At 75.2% G+C, this 13,064-nt stretch carries 15 protein-coding genes and 2 pseudogenes; 7 read left to right on the top strand and 10 right to left on the bottom strand.

Features of this window, described 5'->3' with window-relative positions:
* Positions 1 to 554 (bottom strand): annotated as a pseudogene (locus AB6N24_RS20785) (hypothetical protein); the annotation flags it as partial.
* A gap of 78 nt (positions 555 to 632) precedes the next feature.
* On the opposite strand from AB6N24_RS20785, the gene AB6N24_RS20780 reads away from it, so the two are divergent.
* The 4 genes from AB6N24_RS20780 (at position 633) to AB6N24_RS20765 (ending at position 4,942) form a co-directional block, all read left to right on the top strand.
* Positions 633 to 1,535 carry an ATP-binding cassette domain-containing protein gene (locus AB6N24_RS20780; protein WP_412871270.1) on the top strand — a complete coding sequence of 301 codons (903 nt, stop codon included), beginning with the start codon at positions 633 to 635 and terminating at the stop codon, positions 1,533 to 1,535.
* A complete protein-coding gene (locus AB6N24_RS20775; RefSeq protein ID WP_412871269.1) occupies positions 1,532 to 2,368 on the top strand; it encodes an ABC transporter permease in 837 nt (278 codons plus the stop codon). Before AB6N24_RS20780 ends, AB6N24_RS20775 begins: the two co-directional genes overlap by 4 nt.
* Before the next feature lie 133 nt (positions 2,369 to 2,501).
* Positions 2,502 to 3,644, top strand: coding sequence for a right-handed parallel beta-helix repeat-containing protein (locus tag AB6N24_RS20770; RefSeq protein ID WP_412871268.1), 1,143 nt, complete (start codon positions 2,502 to 2,504; stop codon positions 3,642 to 3,644).
* A gap of 176 nt (positions 3,645 to 3,820) precedes the next feature.
* Positions 3,821 to 4,942 carry a right-handed parallel beta-helix repeat-containing protein gene (locus tag AB6N24_RS20765; RefSeq protein WP_412871267.1) on the top strand — a complete coding sequence of 374 codons (1,122 nt, stop codon included), beginning with the start codon at positions 3,821 to 3,823 and terminating at the stop codon, positions 4,940 to 4,942.
* Positions 4,943 to 5,079: 137 nt separating this feature from the next.
* Here AB6N24_RS20765 and rpmF read toward each other — a convergent pair whose 3' ends face one another.
* The 6 genes and pseudogenes from rpmF to rpmB form a co-directional block, all read right to left on the bottom strand.
* Positions 5,080 to 5,259: a 50S ribosomal protein L32 gene (gene rpmF, locus AB6N24_RS20760; RefSeq protein ID WP_412871266.1), complete on the bottom strand. Its 180-nt coding sequence runs from the start codon at positions 5,257 to 5,259 to the stop codon at positions 5,080 to 5,082.
* On the bottom strand, positions 5,259 to 5,381 hold the full coding sequence (gene ykgO, locus AB6N24_RS20755; protein WP_034625243.1) for a type B 50S ribosomal protein L36: 123 nt from the start codon (positions 5,379 to 5,381) through the stop codon (positions 5,259 to 5,261). Before ykgO ends, rpmF begins: the two co-directional genes overlap by 1 nt.
* Before the next feature lie 95 nt (positions 5,382 to 5,476).
* Positions 5,477 to 5,719 (bottom strand): annotated as a pseudogene (locus tag AB6N24_RS20750) (type B 50S ribosomal protein L31); the annotation flags it as partial.
* A gap of 26 nt (positions 5,720 to 5,745) precedes the next feature.
* Complete coding sequence (gene rpsN, locus AB6N24_RS20745) at positions 5,746 to 6,051, bottom strand: 30S ribosomal protein S14 (RefSeq protein WP_412871265.1); 306 nt, start codon at positions 6,049 to 6,051, stop codon at positions 5,746 to 5,748.
* Between the two features lies 1 nt (position 6,052).
* Complete coding sequence (gene rpmG, locus AB6N24_RS20740; protein WP_412871264.1) at positions 6,053 to 6,223, bottom strand: 50S ribosomal protein L33; 171 nt, start codon at positions 6,221 to 6,223, stop codon at positions 6,053 to 6,055.
* Positions 6,223 to 6,459: a 50S ribosomal protein L28 gene (gene rpmB / locus AB6N24_RS20735; RefSeq protein ID WP_412871263.1), complete on the bottom strand. Its 237-nt coding sequence runs from the start codon at positions 6,457 to 6,459 to the stop codon at positions 6,223 to 6,225. Before rpmB ends, rpmG begins: the two co-directional genes overlap by 1 nt.
* A gap of 54 nt (positions 6,460 to 6,513) precedes the next feature.
* Here rpmB and AB6N24_RS20730 point away from each other — a divergent pair, with 54 nt between their 5' ends.
* From AB6N24_RS20730 to AB6N24_RS20720, 3 genes are all read left to right on the top strand, one after another.
* Positions 6,514 to 7,617 carry a CobW family GTP-binding protein gene (locus tag AB6N24_RS20730; protein ID WP_412871262.1) on the top strand — a complete coding sequence of 368 codons (1,104 nt, stop codon included), beginning with the start codon at positions 6,514 to 6,516 and terminating at the stop codon, positions 7,615 to 7,617.
* Positions 7,618 to 7,689: 72 nt separating this feature from the next.
* Positions 7,690 to 9,033, top strand: coding sequence for a zinc metallochaperone AztD (gene aztD, locus AB6N24_RS20725; RefSeq protein ID WP_412871261.1), 1,344 nt, complete (start codon positions 7,690 to 7,692; stop codon positions 9,031 to 9,033).
* Positions 9,034 to 9,309: 276 nt separating this feature from the next.
* Entirely contained in the window at positions 9,310 to 10,230 is a 921-nt protein-coding gene (locus AB6N24_RS20720; protein ID WP_412871260.1) for a metal ABC transporter substrate-binding protein, read from the top strand.
* Positions 10,231 to 10,294: 64 nt separating this feature from the next.
* Here the strand turns inward: AB6N24_RS20720 and AB6N24_RS20715 are convergent, their stop codons facing one another.
* The 3 genes from AB6N24_RS20715 to AB6N24_RS20705 form a co-directional block, all read right to left on the bottom strand.
* Positions 10,295 to 11,512 carry an FAD-dependent monooxygenase gene (locus AB6N24_RS20715; RefSeq protein WP_412871259.1) on the bottom strand — a complete coding sequence of 406 codons (1,218 nt, stop codon included), beginning with the start codon at positions 11,510 to 11,512 and terminating at the stop codon, positions 10,295 to 10,297.
* Between the two features lie 145 nt (positions 11,513 to 11,657).
* Positions 11,658 to 11,870, bottom strand: a complete 213-nt coding sequence (locus tag AB6N24_RS20710) for a hypothetical protein (RefSeq protein WP_412871258.1) — start codon at positions 11,868 to 11,870, stop codon at positions 11,658 to 11,660.
* 138 nt (positions 11,871 to 12,008) lie between these two features.
* The coding region (locus AB6N24_RS20705; RefSeq protein WP_412871257.1) for a DUF3418 domain-containing protein at positions 12,009 to 13,064 on the bottom strand (1,056 nt) is incomplete at its 5' end.

Raw genomic sequence — 13,064 nt, 5'->3', positions numbered from 1 at the left:
GCCCGCTGCTGCGCGAGTGCGGCGGCCTGCACGGCCTTCTCGGCCTCGCGCTGGGCGCGCGCCGCGTCGCGCTCGGCCTGCTGCAGCTCGCGTTCCCGCTCGGCACGGGCGCGCTGCGCCTCCTTGGCGGCGGCCCGCTCCGCGCGGTCCTGGTCGCGCCGGGCGCGCTCCGCCTCCTTGGCGGCGGTCTGGGCGGCCTTCTCGCGGTCGCGCCGCAGCCGCTCCGCCTCCTTCGCGGCCGCCTGCTGGGCCTTGTCGCGGTCGCGCCGGAGCAGCTCGGCCTCGCGGCGGGCGGCCTGCGCCTCACGCTCGTCGGCGGCGCGCGCCTCACGCTCGACCGCGGCCTGCGACTCGCCCTCGACCGCGGCCTGCGCCTCGCCCGCGTCAGCGACTTCCGCCCTGCCCTCGTCGGAGACCGCCACCCGGCCCTCACCGGCAGCCGTCCCGCGCCCGCCCGCGACGAGGTCGGCGGACGCGCTGCTCGGGGCGCCCACCGCCGCGCCGCCGGGGGCGTCGTCGGGCGCGCCGGCCGGGTCCTGCTCGTGTGCGCTCACGGCACCTCCTTGACCCGATCCTAGAACTGTGTACATCATAAACAGCACAGTGTGCGGAATACACAGATAGGGAACCCCATGACCGACCCGATCGTCCTGACCCGGGGACTGCGCAAGTCCTACGGCGGCACGCCCGTGCTCGACGGCCTCGACCTGGAGATCGGGCGCGGCGAGGTGCTCGCCCTGCTGGGCCCCAACGGCGCGGGCAAGACCACGACCGTCGGCATCCTCACGACGCTCGTCCGGCCCGACGCCGGGACCGCGACGGTCGCCGGCCACGACGTCGTCCGCGAGCCCGACCGGGTCCGGCACGTCATCAGCCTCACCGGGCAGGACGCCGCGGTCGACGACCTGCTCACCGGCCGGGAGAACCTGCACCTCATGGCCAACCTCGCCCACCTCGGGCGCCGGGAGGTCCGCGGCCGCAGCACCGACCTGCTCGACCTGTTCGACCTCGCCGGTGCCGCCGACCGGCAGGTCCGGACCTACTCGGGCGGCATGCGGCGCCGGCTCGACCTCGCGGTCAGCCTGCTCGCGCGGCCCCAGGTGATCTTCCTCGACGAGCCGACGACGGGCCTCGACCCGCGCAGCCGGCTCGCGCTGTGGGAGGTCATCCGGGAGGTCGTCGCCGCCGGGACCACGCTCCTGCTCACGACCCAGTACCTCGACGAGGCAGACCGGCTCGCGGACCGCGTCGCGGTGCTCGACCGGGGGCGGGTGATCGCCGAGGGCCCGGCCGCCGAGCTCAAGCGGCGCGTCGGGTCCGCGCACGTCGAGCTCACGCTCGCCGACGGGACGACCGAGCGGATCGAGACCGACGCCAGCGTCGCCGACGTGCGGCGGATCCTCGCCGGCGTCGAGGACCGCGGGCTGCCCGTCGACCACTGGCGCGTCGCTGTCCCCACGCTCGACGACGTCTTCCTGACCCTGACCGGCGCCCCGGCGCGCACCGAGGACCTCGTCACCGCGGAGGCATCATGACCACGCTCGCCCCCTCGCCCCTGGGTCCCGTCGACGGCACCCTCGACCACGCGGCGCGGGCCGCCGCCGAGCGCCCGCTGCTCGGCTGGGCGGCCCACGACGCGCGCACGATGATCGGCCGCAGCCTGCGCCGGTCCGTGCGGGAGCCCGACACCCTGATCATGGCCGTCGCGCTGCCCGTGGTGGTCATGCTGCTGTTCGTCACGGTCTTCGGCGGCGAGATCGACACCGGGATGGCGTACGTCGACTTCGTCGTCCCCGGGATCATCCTGCTGTGCGCGGGCTACGGCGCCTCGACGACGGCCGTCGCGGTCGCCTCCGACGTCACCGGCGACATCATGAGCCGGTTCCGGTCGCTGCCGGTCCGCCTGTCGAGCGTGCTGACCGGGCACGTCGTCGCGAGCCTCGCGCGCAGTGCGGTGTCGACGACGCTCGTCGTCGGCGTGGCGTTCCTGCTCGGGTTCCGGCCCTCCGCGGGTCCGCGGGAGTGGCTGCTCGCCGTCGCGCTGCTCGCCGCCTACGTGCTCGCGCTCACGTGGCTCGCGGTGTGCGTGGGGGTCGTCGCGTCGAGCCCCGAGGCGGCGAGCGGGTTCAGCTTCGGGATCATGTTCCTGCCCTACGTGTCGAGCGCGTTCGTCCGGCCCGAGACCATGCCGGCGGCGCTCGAGTGGTTCGCGCGGTACCAGCCCGTGACGCCGGTGACCGACAGCCTGCGCGGGTGGCTCGTCGGGATGCCCGGCGGGGACGCGCTCGTGGCGTTCGCGTGGTGCGCCGGCTTCTACGTCGTCGCGCGGGCGCTCGCGGGCCGGCTCTTCCGGCGCCGGACGGTGTGAGGCGCGCGGCACCTTCGGGAAGCCGTCTCACCCCGGCACGGTCTTGTCGGACATCTCGGGCCCCGCTGGACTGGGCGAGCGGGCCGCTCGCGCATCCGCGTCGGCGGTACCGCAGCCACCGGGGGGTCGTCCCATGAGGTCTCGTCCGCTCGTCGCTGCGCTGTCCGCGGTCGCCGCCGCCGTCTCGTCCGTCCTCCTGCTCGCCGCGCCCGCGTCGGCCGCACCCGTCGCCGTGTCGTGCGGTGACGTGGTCACGACCGACGCCTACCTCGCGGCCGACGCGGCGTGCGCCGGGGTCGGGATCACGCTGGTCGGTGACGTCACGCTCGACCTGCGCGGGCACGCCCTCGACGGAGACGGCTCCGGAGCCGGGATCACCGTCACGCTCGGGAGCACGCAGTCCGTGGTCGACGGGACCGTCTCGGGCTGGGGGTCCGCGGTCGCCCACGAGCAGCCCGACGGCGGGGACCCCGATGACCCGGTCCTGTTCGGCGACTTCACGTTCACGGGCGTGTCGTTCACCGGGAACGGCGAGGTGAACGACATCGGCGTCGGCCAGCTCCACGGCGGGAGCCCCGTCTGGTTCCGGTACAGCGGCGCGCGGTTCGAGGGCAACGGGTTCGTGTTCCGCGGGCCGTACGGCGGGACCGCGGTCGTCGAGGACTCCGAGCTCCTGCACAACGGGACGGTCGTCAGCATCGACACGGCGGACGTCGTCATCGAGCGCTCGCACCTCGAGGGCAACGACGTCGTGGCCGGCAACCTGGAGGAGTCCGGGCTCACGGTCCGCGACAGCGTGCTCCGCGACAACCGGGTGGTCTACGGCGGCGGGAACGTCATGGGTCACCTGGACCTCGAGGGCAGCGAGGTCAGCGGGAGCGACATCGTGGTCGGGTCGGGGTTGATCTTCACCGTGCGCGTCGTCGACAACGTGCTGGTCGACAACGACGTGGCGCTCGACCTCGGGACCATGTCGGGGCCCGTCACGGGGAACACGTTCGAGCGGAACCGCGTCGCGCTCACCGCGGAGGGGCCTCCTGCCGGTACCGGCTTCCCCCTGTCGGTCGTGGGGAACACGTTCGTCGGCAACGGGGACGCGATCGTGGTCGACGGCGGCAGCGGGGGCACCGAGATCGGCGACAACGTCGTGCACCACAACACCGGCCGGGGCATCCACGCGCCGGGCGTCACGGACCTCGGCGGCAACCGGGCCTGGGCCAACGGCGTGTACCCGCAGTGCGTCGGGGTCGTGTGCGCGGGCAAGCCGCGGAGCTGAGGAGCGGGGCCGGGGCTCCCGGCGGACGGGGCGAGGGCGCGAGGGTGCGCGGCACCTTCGGGAAGCCGTTTCACCCGGGAACGGACTTGTCGGGCATTTCGCCCCACCGCTGGACTGGACGAGCCGGTCGTCCGTGCATCCGCGGGGGCCGTTCCGCAGTCACCAGGGGGTCGTCCATGAGGTCTCGTCCGCTCGTCGCCGCGCTGTTCGCGGCCGCTGCCGCCGTCTCGTCCGTGCTGCTCGCCCTGCCCGCGTCGGCCGCACCCGTCGCCGTGACGTGCGGGGACGTCGTCACGACCGACGCCTACCTCGACGCCGACGCCGCGTGCGCCGGGGTCGGGATCACGCTCGTCGGCGACCTCACGCTCGACCTGCGGGGGCACACCCTCGACGGCGGCGGCTCGGGCACCGGCCTGAGCGTCACGCTCGGGGGGACGCAGGCCGTCGTCGACGGCACCGTCTCCGGCTGGGCCACCGCGGTCGACGCCGTCATCCCGCCCGACCCGGAGGGTGAGGGGTTCGTCGGCGACTTCTCGTTCGACGGCGTGGTGTTCACCGGGAACGGCGAGGTGACCGACCTCGGCGTCGACTCGCTCTTCGGGCGTCACCGGGCCGACTTCCGGTACAGCGGCGCGCGGTTCGAGGACAACGGGCTCGTGTTCGGCGGCCTGTTCGGCGGCGGCGGGTTCGTGCAGGACTCCGAGTTCCTGCACAACGGGGCCGTGGTCAGCCTCGACACGGCGGGCGTGATCATCGAGCGCTCGCGCCTCGAGGGCAACGACGTCGTCGCCGACGACCTCACCGAGGCCGGGCTCACCGTCCGCGACAGCGTGCTCCTCGACAACGGGGTGATCGACACGGGCGGGCACTTCATGGGCTTCATCGACCTCGAGGGCAACGAGATCAGCGGGAGCGACACCGTGATCGCGCCGACGTCCTACGCGCGGGTCGTCGACAACGTGATCGTGGACAACGACGTGGCTCTCGACCTCGGCGAGGCCAGCGGGTCCGTCACCGGGAACACGTTCGAGCGCAACCGGGTCGCGTTCACCTCGACCGGCCCGCTCGTGGAGTGGGGCGGCCGCATGACCGTCGAGGGCAACACGTTCGTCGGCAACGGGGACGCGATCGTCACGGCGGGGGTCGGCACCGAGGTCGGCGGCAACGTCGCGCACCACAACACGGGCCGCGGCATCCACGCGCCGGGGGTCGTCGACCTCGGCGGCAACCGGGCGTGGGCCAACGGCGTCTACCCGCAGTGCGTCGGGGTGGTGTGCGCGGGCAAGCCGCGCAGCTGACGCGCGAGGTCGGCGTGCCGGCCGGGCGGGGGCGCAGGTGCTCCCACCCGGCCGGACGTGCGTCTGCGGGACGACCGCGTCGCGGCGCAGCGGGTGCCGGCGGCGCCGGTCCTCCGTGCGACGGGCCGCGGGTGGCGTCAGCCGCGCAGCGCCTCGACGTCGACGAGCCCGCGCTCGACGGCCCGGACCAGGCGGCGCGGGACCTCGACCGGCCCGCCCGGCGTGCGGACGGTCACGAGGTCGACCGTCGTCGCCCTCCACTGCGCGCGGCGGGACCGGGTCCGGCTGCGGGACGTCTTCCGCTTGGGGACCGCCATCAGCCCTGCCTCGCCTTCCAGCGCGGGTTGCGCTTGTTGATCACGTAGGTCTTGCCGCGCCGGCGGACGACGATCGAGCCGTCCTTCTTCTTGAGCGACGCGAGCGACGCGCGGACCTTCATGCGCGGTCACCGGAGGTCGCGTCCGCGCCCTCGGCGGTGCCGGGTGCGGGCGCGCCGGGGCTCGTCGCGCCCGCCGCCGTCGCCCCCGCGCCGCCCCGGGCGCCGTAGCGGCGGCGGAACTTCTCGACACGTCCCGCGGTGTCGAGGACGCGCGCGGTGCCGGTGTAGAACGGGTGGCTCGCGCTCGAGGTGTCGACGTCGATCACCGGGTACATCTTCCCGTCGGTCCACTCGATCGTCTTCGACGAGGTCGCGGTCGACCGCGTGAGGAACGCGAAGTCGGCTGAGATGTCGCGGAACACGACCGGGCCGTACGCGGGGTGGATCCCCTGCTTCATCTGCTTCTCCTGTCGGTGCGGCTGGGCTACCAGCTCGACGTGGTGATGCCCGGGAGCTCGCCGCGGTGGGCCATCTCCCGGAACCGGACGCGCGAGAGGCCGAACTTCCGCAGGTGCCCGCGCGGGCGGCCGTCGGCGACGTCGCGGTTGCGCAGCCGCACGGGGCTCGCGTTCCGGGGGAGCGCCTGGAGCGCAGTCTGGGCGGCCTCGTGCTCGGCCGCGGTGAGGTGAGGGTTCACGGCGGCGGCCTTCAGCTCGGCGCGGCGCTCGGCGTACCGCTCGACGACGACGCGTCGCTGCTGGTCGCGCGCGATCTTGCTCGTCTTGGCCATCTCAGCGCTCCTCGCGGAAGTCGACGTGACGGCGGACGACGGGGTCGAACTTCCGCAGCACGAGCCGGTCGGGGTCGTTGCGGCGGTTCTTGCGGGTCACGTAGGTGAACCCGGTGCCCGCGGTCGAGCGCAGCTTGATCACGGGCCGGACGTCGGTCCGCCTCCCGGCCATCAGACCTTCTCCTCGCGCGCGAGGATCCGGGCGACGACGACGTCGATCCCGAGCTTGTCGATCGTCTTGATGCCGCGCGCCGAGACGTTCAGCGTGACGCGGCGCCCGAGCGACGGGACCCAGTAGTGCTTGCGCTGGATGTTCGGGTTGAAACGGCGCTTGGTGCGCACGTGCGAGTGGGAGACGGAGTGGCCGAACCCCGGCGTCGTGCCGAGGACCTGGCAGCGGGCTGACATGGCGTCAACGTAGGTACTGAGAATCATTCGCGTCAAGCGCTAGGGTCGGGGCCTATGAACCGACGCACCCCGCTGCTGACCCTCGCGACCGTCGACCCGGTCGTCCGCGACTCCACCGTCCTCGGGCTCGTCATGGACGACCCCCGGGCGGTCGTCGTCCGCCACGACATCCACGACGACGAGGACGGCGGCTCGATCCGCCGGCTCGTCCTGGACGCGAGCGGCGTCGTCGAGGACGAGCAGATCCCGCTCGAGCACGCGTGCCTGAGCTGCGCGGTGCGGGAGGACGCCATCCCGACCCTCGCCCGGCTCGCGCGGGACCCGCGCTGGGACTCGCTGGTCCTCGCGCTGCCGGTCTCGGCGGAGTCGCTCCCCGTCGTGCGGGCGCTCGGGTGGGAGGCTCGCGGTCGGGGCGCCCTGCGCCGGCTGCGGCTCGCGCAGGTCGTCACCGCGGTCGACGTCGAGGCGTTCGAGGACGACGTGCTCGGCGACGACCTGCTCGACGAACGCGGGCTCGCGCTGACCGCCGACGACCGCCGCTCGGTCGGGGAGGCGCTCGCGGCCCAGGTGGCCCACGCCGACACCGTGCTCGTCTCCGGCTCGCGCGAGGACCACCCCGTCGCGTCCGACCTGCTCGACCACCTGCGTGCCCGCGACGGGCGGAGGGTCGACGGCCTCTACGGCGCCGACCTCGGGGCCCTGCTGCGCGCGGAGCACGACGTGCACCGCGGGGACCGGCGGCTCGACCCGCTGCACGTCGCGCCGGCGCGCCAGGCGTCGACCGTGCACGGGGTCTGGACCCTGGACCTGCGCTCCGAGCGGCCGCTCCACCCGGAGCGCCTCGTCGAGCACGTGCGCCGGCTCGCGCCCGACCGTGTGCGCTCGCGCGGGCGGTTCTGGGTGCCGAGCCGGCCCGACTCGGTCTGCGTGTGGGACGGCGCCGGCGGGCAGCTGAGCGTCGGTGAGGCCGGCACGTGGGGACAGGTCGACGCCGACACCCGGCTCGTGCTCACGGGCGCGGGCGACCAGCGGGCCGCTCTCGTCGAGGCGTTCGAGGACGTGCTCATGACCGGTGCGGAGGCCGACGCCGGGCTCGCGTCGTGGCTCGGGCGCGAGGACGTGCTGGCGCCGTGGCTCGGGGAGCGATCGTGGGCCTGACTAATCGATAACGACTATCAACTCTGGTAGCGTCCCGACTCGTCACCCCGCCCGCGTCACGGAAAGTCCCTCATGCCTGCTCAGACCCGAGTCCGCCCGAGCGCAGCGCGCACCACCGCGCTCGTGCTCACCGTCCCGCTCGCCCTGCTCGCCGGGTGCGCCTCCGAGAGCGACGCCGGCAGCGCGCCGAGCGCCTCCCCGAGCGACACGACGACCGCCGCCGAGGCCGCGACCGTCACCCCGCGCCTGGCCCTCACGTACGACGGCGGGATCCAGGTGCTCGACGCCACGACGCTCGAGACGCTCGCCGACGTCGAGCTCGACGGGTTCAACCGACTCAACCCCGCGGGCGACGGTCGCCACCTGTTCGTCTCCACCGCCGGGGGTTTCCGCCTCCTCGACGCCGGCACGTGGGGCGAGCCGCACGGCGACCACGCGCACTACTACACGGCCGAGCCCGAGCTCACCGACGTGACGTTCGCCGCCGAGAAGCCCGGCCACGTCGTCGTGCACGACGGCCGGACCGTGCTGTTCGACGACGGCACCGGCGAGATCGTGTCGTTCGACTCGGCGCACGTCGCCGACGAGGACCTCACGACCCGCGAGCTCACGACCCCGAGCGCGCACCACGGCGTCGCGGTCGAGCTCGAGGACGGCACGATGGTCGTCTCCGAGGGCACCGAGGACGAGCGGACCGGCATCCGCGTGCTCGACGCGGACGGCACGGAGCTCACGGCGAACGCCGACTGCCCCGGGGTGCACGGCGAGGCCGTCGCGGCGGACGACGCGGTCGTCATCGGCTGCGAGACCGGCGCGCTCGTCTACGCGAACGGCACGATCACCAAGGTGGCGAGCCCCGACGCGTACGGCCGCATCGGCAACCAGGCGGGCAGCGACGAGTCGCCGATCATCCTGGGCGACTACAAGTCCGACCCGGACGCCGACCTCGAGCGCCCGACCCGCGTCTCGCTCATCGACACCCGCACTGCCGCCCTGACCCTCGTCGACCTGCCGTCGAGCTACACGTTCCGCTCGCTCGGACGCGGGGACGACGGCGAGGCGCTCGTGCTCGGCACCGACGGGTCGCTGCACGTGATCGACCCGGAGACGAAGGCGATCGTGCGCTCGATCCCGGTGGTCGACGCGTGGGAGGAGCCCGAGGAGTGGCAGGAGCCGCGCCCGACGCTGCTCGTGCTCGACGGGCTCGCGTACGTCACCGACCCGTCGACAGACACGCTCCACGCGGTCGACTACGCGAAGGGCGAGGTCTGGAAGAGCGTCGAGCTCACCGTCACGCCGAACGAGCTCAACGGAGTCACGGGCGAGGCGGCCTCGCACGAGCACGACGACCACGCCGAGGGCGAGGGCGACGAGCACGCGCACGACGAGCACGCCGACGAGGCGCACCAGGACTGAGGCGACGCGTCACCCGCGCGCCGCTGAGGGCGACGGCGCCGGGCGCTCCCGACCGGGGGGTGTCCGGCGCCGTTCGTGCGCCGCAGCACCGCCGCCGCGGATCCGCCGCACCGCCGGGCGGGGACGCGGGATCCGCCGCACCGCCGGGCGGGGACGCGGGATCCGCCGCACCGCCGGGCGGACGAGCCGCCCGCACCTGCCGCGCCGGACGAGCCGCCGCACCGAGACCGCCGAGAGCCCGCTGCACCGGGCCGCCGTACCGACACCGAGGACCCCATGACCCCCCGCGCCCACCACCCGCACCGCACGCGTACCACCGCCGTCCTGACCGCGGCGCTCGTCGGCCTCGCTGCCTCCGCCTGCGCCCCGGCCGGCGCCGAGGACGACGGCACGCTCGACGTCGTCGCGTCCTTCTACCCGCTGCAGTACGTCGTCGAGCAGGTCGGCGGCGCGCACGTCGAGGTCGCGAGCCTCGTCCCGCCCGGTGGTGAGCCGCACGACCTGGAGATCTCGCCGAACAAGGTCCAGGAGCTCCGCGACGCGGATCTCGTCGTCTACCTCTCGGGCCTCCAGCCCGCCGCCGACGAGGCGGTCGCGACCCGCGACCAGGAGCACGTCGTCGACGCCGCCGAGGGTGCGGGCATCAAGCCCGGCGGCGAGGGCTCCGACGCTCGCGACCCCCACTTCTGGCTCGACCCGACGCTGCTCGCCGCGGTGGGCACGCAGGTGGCGGACGCCCTCGCCGGTGCCGACCCCGAGCATGCGGACGACTACGCCGCCGCCGCGGACCGGCTCGGCGGCGAGCTCGCGACCCTCGACACCGAGCTCGCCGACGGCCTCGCGGCGTGCGCCGGCGCGACGCTCGTGACGTCGCACGAGGCGTTCGGCTACCTCGCCGACCGGTACGGGCTCGTGCAGGTCGGCATCACCGGGCTGGACCCCGAGGTCGAGCCGTCGCCCGCCCGGCTGCGCGACGTGGGCGACGTCGTCGCGACCGCGGAGGTGCGGACGCTGTTCTTCGAGCGGTCCGCGGGTCCCGGGCTCGCGTCCGCCCTGGCCGAGGAGCTCGGCGTCGGGACGGCGGTCCTCGACCCCCTCGAGACCCAGCCCCCCGCGCAGGCCGACGAGGCGCGGGACTACCCCGCGGTCATGCGCAGCAACCTCGCGGCTCTGCGCTCGGGGCTGACCTGCGGCTGACGCCGGCGATGCGGGCCGGCGGCGCGGTCGGCCCGGGGGTGGGGTGCGCGCCGGGGCCGCCGGGTCAGCCGGCACGCGTCGGCGCGACCGGCACCACGGGCGGCTCCCACGCGGCGACCGAGCTGGCCATCCGCACCGCCGCCCCCGGCGGCACGAGCCCCATGAGCGTGTTCCGGGCGCGCAGCGCGAGCGGGTGGCGGAGTTGCTGGCCGTAGCGGGCGGCCCGCAGCGCCGCCCGTGCCACGCCCTGCGACCGGCGGCGGCGCTGCGCGTCGTACACCGCGAGCGCGCGCACCACGTCGCCCGCCGGGTCGCACACGGAGGCCAGCACCACGGCGTCCTCGATCGCCTGGTTGGCACCCTGGCCGAGGTTGGGGACCATCGCGTGCGCGGCGTCGCCGAGCAGCGCGACCGCCCCCCGGTGGTAGGTGTCGACGGGCGGGAGGTGCAGCAGGTCGCTGCGGATGACCGCGTCGGGGTCGGTCGCGTCGAGCAGCGCCGGGACCGGGTCGTGGTGGTGGCCGAACCGCGCCCGGACCTCGGCCATCTCGTCGCCGCCCGGTGCACTGCCGCCCGGGTCGGCCGTGACGGCCCCGAACCAGTACACGCGCCCGTCACCGAGCGGGACCATGCCGAACTCCGTCCCGGGGCCCCACGTGATCGCGGTGACGAGCTCGCCGGGCCACGGTTCGCGGGTCACCGCGCGCCAGGCCGTCGAGCCGCCGTAGGCCGGGGGTCGTGCGCCGGGCCAGAGCGTCGTGCGGACCTGGCTGTGGATGCCGTCGGCGGCGACCAGCAGGTCCGGGCGCAGCGTGACCTCGGCGCCGCCCGCGTCGCGGTAGACGACCCCGGGCCGCACGCCGCCCTCGACGGACAGCAGCTCGACGCCCGTGCGCAGCACCGAGGGCGGGAGCGCCGCGACGAGGACCTCGTGCAGCGTCGCCCGGTGGATGCCGATCGCGGACGTGCCGAGCGCCCGGGTCATCGCCGCGGCGTCGACGCGCATGACCCACCGGCCGTCCGGCGTGCGCATCCCGCCCGAGGCCTCGGGGCTGCCCTGCGCGCGGACCGCGTCACCGAGCCCGAGCGCGTCGAGCCCTCGCAGCCCGTTCGCGAGGATCGTGAGGCCCGCGCCGACCTGGGTGAAGCCCGGCGCACGCTCGAGGACGGTGACGTCCCACCTCCGCCGGCGCAGCCCGACGGCGGCGCACAGCCCGCCGATGCCGGCCCCCACCACGACGGCCGTCGCGCCGTCCCTGCTCTGCCCGTGGTCGTGAGTCACCCGCACATCATCCCGGGCGCGGGCACGCCGTCCGGGACACCCTCAGCAGCGCCTCAGGTGCACCGCTCGCGTCGGGCGCTGCCCACGGGGACGTGCGGGGCGCGGCCGCCGACCGACCGCCCCGGGCGCCCGGTGCGCGGGCGCGTCAGCTCTCGGTGCTGCGGCGGGTGGACAGGTTCGCGGGACGCACGCGCGTGCGCTGCCGCGGGACCTCGAACCACGCGCTCGGGGAGCCTGCCGGGACGGCCATGAGGCCCTCCTGCACCGCGGCGAGGATCTCCGGGTCCGGCGTCGTGGTCGATCCCGCGAGAGCGTTCAGCACCTCACGTCCCGCTTCGTCGCGGTCTGGACCGATCATGGGTCGACGATAACCCGGGCATATCCGGGTGCGGGAGACGGGCCGACCGACCTCACCCGGGAACTCACCCGTGCGGATGAACCGGGCATCGTCGCTGGTCACGGCGCCACCGGGACAAGTCGGTCAGCCTCGGCGGAATCAGGCGGCCGAGGCGAGCGCGGTGCGGATCCGCTTGACCGAGACGGGCTGCGGCGTGCCCAGCTGCTGCGCGAACAGGCTCACGCGCAGCTCCTCGAGCATCCACCGGACGTCCGCGAGGGTCGCGTCGCGGGCCGGGTCCGGCGAGGACGTCGCGGCGCGGCGCACCGCCTGCTCCCACGCTTCGGCGAGGTCGTGGACCTGCCACGCGAGGTCGGCGTCGCGCTGCGGGTTCTCGGCGGCCTTCTCGAGCCGGCGCCGGGCCGCCCGCAGGTACCGGGGGAGGTGCACGAGCCGGGTCACGCCGGTCGCGCTGACGAACCCGTCGAACACGAGCCGGGCGGCCTGCTCGCGCACGTCCTGGAGCGTCGCGAGGAGCGCGAGGCTCGACGAGCCGCGGACGTCGGCGTCGAGCTCGCGCGCCGCGGTGAGCGCCGCGACCACGTCGGCGACGACCCGGTGCACGGTGTCCTCGAGCCGGTCCCGCACGTGGGTGCGGAGCGCGGCGTACGCGGTGCCGGTGCGCACCTCGGTGGCGGGGCGGCCCGCGAGGTGCTCGGCGAGCAGGTGGTCGACGGCGGCACGCTGCACGTCGGCGACGAGCGCGTCGGTGCTGCGGTACGGGCTCGCGGCGAGCGTCAGCGCCTGCGTGCCGGTCCACCGCGTCGTGACCCGCGCGGTCGCGAGCGACGTCTCCCGCAGCAGCAGGGCCCGGAGTCCGCGGCGGTGGGCCTCGACCTGGACGCCCGCGTCGGCGAGCACCCGCAGGCCGATCGTGCCGGACGGCTCCTCGACGAGCGCCGGGTAGCCGCGCACGCGCAGCCCGCCGGGGCCGGTCGTCTCGACCGTGAGCGGGAGCGTGTCGTCGGGCAGGTCGGCCGGCCACGCGGTGAGGCCGGTGCGCTCGGGGATGGCTGAGGCCACCCCGACGCCCGCCGCGTCCGCTCCCGGGGTGGTCGCGCTCGGGCCGGCGGTGCCGCTCGTGCCGGTCCCTGCCGCTGCGGAGCCCGACGCGCCCGCGTCCGTCCCGGCCACGCGTGACCCCGCGCCCGCCTC

The organism is Cellulomonas jepli (assembly GCF_047229345.1).
Taxonomy (GTDB): Bacteria; Actinomycetota; Actinomycetes; order Actinomycetales; family Cellulomonadaceae; genus Cellulomonas_A.
The sequence above is the reverse complement of the archived record's forward strand: the minus strand, read 5'-3'. Positions and strand labels throughout refer to the sequence as shown.

What these genes read in the sequence shown, in the direction of transcription:
- AB6N24_RS20780 (WP_412871270.1), top strand. Translation starts at nt 633, where the DNA reads ATGACCGACCCGATCGTCCTGACCCGGGGACTGCGCAAGTCCTACGGC.
- AB6N24_RS20775 (WP_412871269.1), top strand. Translation starts at nt 1,532, where the DNA reads ATGACCACGCTCGCCCCCTCGCCCCTGGGTCCCGTCGACGGCACCCTC.
- AB6N24_RS20770 (WP_412871268.1), top strand. Translation starts at nt 2,502, where the DNA reads ATGAGGTCTCGTCCGCTCGTCGCTGCGCTGTCCGCGGTCGCCGCCGCC.
- AB6N24_RS20765 (WP_412871267.1), top strand. Translation starts at nt 3,821, where the DNA reads ATGAGGTCTCGTCCGCTCGTCGCCGCGCTGTTCGCGGCCGCTGCCGCC.
- rpmF (WP_412871266.1), bottom strand. Translation starts at nt 5,259, where the DNA reads ATGGCGGTCCCCAAGCGGAAGACGTCCCGCAGCCGGACCCGGTCCCGC.
- ykgO (WP_034625243.1), bottom strand. Translation starts at nt 5,381, where the DNA reads ATGAAGGTCCGCGCGTCGCTCGCGTCGCTCAAGAAGAAGGACGGCTCG.
- rpsN (WP_412871265.1), bottom strand. Translation starts at nt 6,051, where the DNA reads ATGGCCAAGACGAGCAAGATCGCGCGCGACCAGCAGCGACGCGTCGTC.
- rpmG (WP_412871264.1), bottom strand. Translation starts at nt 6,223, where the DNA reads ATGGCCGGGAGGCGGACCGACGTCCGGCCCGTGATCAAGCTGCGCTCG.
- rpmB (WP_412871263.1), bottom strand. Translation starts at nt 6,459, where the DNA reads ATGTCAGCCCGCTGCCAGGTCCTCGGCACGACGCCGGGGTTCGGCCAC.
- AB6N24_RS20730 (WP_412871262.1), top strand. Translation starts at nt 6,514, where the DNA reads ATGAACCGACGCACCCCGCTGCTGACCCTCGCGACCGTCGACCCGGTC.
- aztD (WP_412871261.1), top strand. Translation starts at nt 7,690, where the DNA reads ATGCCTGCTCAGACCCGAGTCCGCCCGAGCGCAGCGCGCACCACCGCG.
- AB6N24_RS20720 (WP_412871260.1), top strand. Translation starts at nt 9,310, where the DNA reads ATGACCCCCCGCGCCCACCACCCGCACCGCACGCGTACCACCGCCGTC.
- AB6N24_RS20710 (WP_412871258.1), bottom strand. Translation starts at nt 11,870, where the DNA reads ATGATCGGTCCAGACCGCGACGAAGCGGGACGTGAGGTGCTGAACGCT.